The sequence below is a fragment of the Gracilimonas sp. genome (assembly GCF_035704785.1).
In the GTDB taxonomy this organism is placed as follows: Bacteria; Bacteroidota; Rhodothermia; order Balneolales; family Balneolaceae; genus Gracilimonas.
In genome coordinates, this window is sequence record NZ_DASSWP010000081.1 from 1 (window position 1) to 3,130 (window position 3,130).

The 3,130-nt window shown below is 43.5% G+C and carries 3 protein-coding genes; 1 reads left to right on the forward strand and 2 read right to left on the reverse strand.

What is annotated here, in order from left to right:
- Window positions 1–1,367: dihydrolipoyl dehydrogenase (gene lpdA / locus VFM80_RS04615; protein ID WP_395070027.1), on the reverse strand; the 1,367-nt coding region annotated here is incomplete at its 3' end.
- Window positions 1,368–1,917: 550 nt separating this feature from the next.
- Between lpdA and VFM80_RS04620 the strand changes: the two genes are divergently transcribed.
- The gene (locus VFM80_RS04620; protein ID WP_395070029.1) at window positions 1,918–2,691 is read left to right on the forward strand and encodes a lytic murein transglycosylase; all 774 of its coding nucleotides are present in this window, start codon (window positions 1,918–1,920) and stop codon (window positions 2,689–2,691) included.
- Between the two features lie 85 nt (window positions 2,692–2,776).
- Here the strand turns inward: VFM80_RS04620 and VFM80_RS04625 are convergent.
- A partial coding sequence (locus VFM80_RS04625) for a TlpA family protein disulfide reductase (RefSeq protein ID WP_395070031.1) occupies window positions 2,777–3,130 on the reverse strand: 354 nt, incomplete at its 5' end.

The window sequence follows — 3,130 nt, forward strand, 5'->3', positions numbered from 1 at the left end:
ACGGCTTCCATCACGGCCTCAGAGAGGGTTGGGTGTGGATGAACCGCACTGATGATTTCATGTCCGGTAGTTTCAAGATCACGAGCTACAACAGCTTCAGCGATCATTTCCGTAACTCCGAATCCGATCATGTGGCAACCGAGCCACTCACCGTACTTGGCATCAAATACAACTTTAACAAAGCCTTCTTCGTGCCCAAGAGCGGTTGCTTTTCCGGATGCAGAAAGCGGGAATTTTCCAACCTTCACATCATAGCCTTCATCTTTTGCAGCTTGCTCGGTCAGTCCAACAGAAGCAACCTGAGGCTCACAATAGGTACAGCCCGGAATGTTGTTGTAGTTAATTGGATGTGGATTCTCTCCGGCCAGTTGCTCAGCAAGAACCGTCGCTTCATGAGAAGCTTTGTGTGCCAGCCATGGAGCTCCGATGATATCGCCGATGGCATATATGCCATCTACATTAGTTTTGTAAGTTTTCTTATCCACAACAATAGAACCTTTCTCGGTTTTCACACCGGCTTTGTCGAGGCCAAGGCCTTCGATGTTTCCGGTCACACCAACAGCAGAAAGCACTACATCAGCAGTTACTTTTTCTTCACCTTTCTTGGTTTTGATCGTTACTTCAACGCCTTTGCCTTTCTTCTTCACGTTCTCGACCGTGCTTTCGGTCATTACGTTGATGCCTTTTTTCTTGTAGATCTTGCCGAGTTCTTTTCCAACATCCGCATCCTCTACCGGCACTAAATTCTTCTGAAGTTCAACCAGAGTTACTTCGGTTCCGATGGTGTGATAGAAGTATGCAAACTCAACACCAATAGCGCCGGCTCCAACAATCACCATTTTCTTCGGCTGCTTTTCCATGGTCATCGCTTTTTCGGAATCGATGATCATCTCGCCGTCAATCTTCAGGCTTGGAAGCTCGCGAGGACGTGCACCCGTCGCTACAATAAAATGCTTGGCTTTGATGCCTTCCTGCTCTTTGCCTTTGTCGTCATTGACCGCCAGCTCAGACTTGGATTTAAAAACACCGGTTCCCATGAACACTTCGATCTTGTTCGCTTTCATGAGGAACTGAACGCCTTTACTCATTTTATCGGCAACACCACGGCTTCGTTTTACCATACCGCCAAAATCTGCTGAGTAATCCTTCACATTAATTCCATAGTCAGAAGCATGCTCGATCGACTCATACACTTCTGCCGAACGCAACAATGCTTTAGTGGGAATACATCCGATATTCAAGCAAACACCACCGAGATGTCTTTTTTCTACAATTGCGGTTTTGAAGCCAAGCTGAGAAGCGCGAATGGCGGCTACATATCCGCCGGGGCCTGACCCGATTACACATACATCAAATTCTTTTGCCATGGTACTTTTTGATAATAGTTTTGAAATTTGGCGCCATCCTCAGAGAAACCAAGCATAGCGGACTTTTAAAAGCCCTAAAAGGTAAGGGTTTTTACTTTGAACTTCGAATGAACATTCAATATTGAACAAGGAATAATGAATATTGAAGTTTTTTCTATTTAGAACAGAATTGTTACATCCTAAATCGTGGGGAGCGAACCTAAAATCTATTTCGAGTTCGAAAATATTTTATCGAGACCTTGGTTACCCTTGACCCACCCCTTCCCGAATGCTCGGGACCCGAGCGGGGAAGCTCTTTGGGTTGGTTTTATATTTAATTGAAGATTTGAGCCATTGGCAATAACCTTTTAACTATATCCAAATTCACCAAAGCGTCTTCCTCTCCCGGGAGAGGAAACAAAGGTGAGGGTCGTTGTATTGAAAGCTCAGTTACCCTCCTCAAAAATTCACAATCTTTAATTCTCTATTGGCTGTAGTTTTGTTATACTAAGTACAGATGTAGTTATACTATTTACAGATATAAGAGAGACAATAAAATCCACTATAGATTATGAAAAAGACGATTATCCTGTTATTACTTTTTATTTCGATGCCGGTTATGGCTTCAGCTTCCAATTCTGATCCGGTTAAGATGAATGAGAACATCAAAGAACTGGCTGAGTATTTTGAAGCAAAAGGCTATGCATTTAATGAAATGCTGGAAGATTCCCGCTTTAAATTAGTGGAGGATATCACCGGGAAATTTACGCGTGCTGCTGAGGTCAGGATCGAGAGTTTTGAGGATTATCAAAAAGCTGTTGGATATAACAGCAAGAAAGATAACATCCGCGAATTCATGACTGAGTATGCCGCTGAGCTTGATGCTGCTGAAAAAGAATATGGAATCCCTAAAACTATAATCGCCGGCATCATGGGGATCGAATCAGAGTTTGGAAGATATAAAGGAAGCTATAATCCCTTCAACGCCTATGTTTCGATGTATGCCGAAGGGCACCGAAGTGAATTCGCCAAAGCCCAACTGGAAGAACTTCTCATTTTTGCTAAAAACAATGATCTTGATGTGCTGGCAATGGAATCAAGTTATGCGGGAGCCATGTCTTACGCCCAATTCATTCCCTATTCGCTGAACCGGTGGTTTGTCGGAAAAGACCTCTACCACATGCCGAATAACATTAACTCCGTGGCTAATTATTTGGCTCATTTCAAGGAAATAACAGGGTCAGTAGAAAAAGCTATTTACCGCTACAACCCGAGTACGATGTACACGAAAGTGGTGCTAGCTTTGGCTGATGAGGCGGTATTGGTTATGGAAGAGGCGGAATGATTTCGTTATTGGTTATTGGTTATTCGTGTTTTGTGCTTAAGATACTCTACCATTCACGATTACACCACTAACGAATAACCAAGATTCACTCCAAATACTTCGCCAACGTCCCCATCAAATTATCCGCTGAAAGCGCCATTCCGTATTCAACAATTTCTCCATCGGGGTTTACCAGGTAATAGGTCGGATAGGAATTTACCGAGTATAGTTCCTGGATCTCATTATTCTCTTCGTAGATCTCGGGAATCTGTGGCCACTTTAGGTTTTCACGTTCCACAAAATTCTCGAATCGCTCAAGACTTGGTTCATTGGCAATTCCCACGATCTCAAAATTTTCTCCGGCATAAGTAGCATACGCTTCCTTTATGACAGGAAGAGCCTCTATGCATGGACCGCACCACGTTCCCCAGAAATCTATCATGACGTATTTACCCCGCAG

What these genes read in the sequence shown, in the direction of transcription:
- VFM80_RS04620 (WP_395070029.1), top strand. Translation starts at nt 1,918, where the DNA reads ATGAAAAAGACGATTATCCTGTTATTACTTTTTATTTCGATGCCGGTT.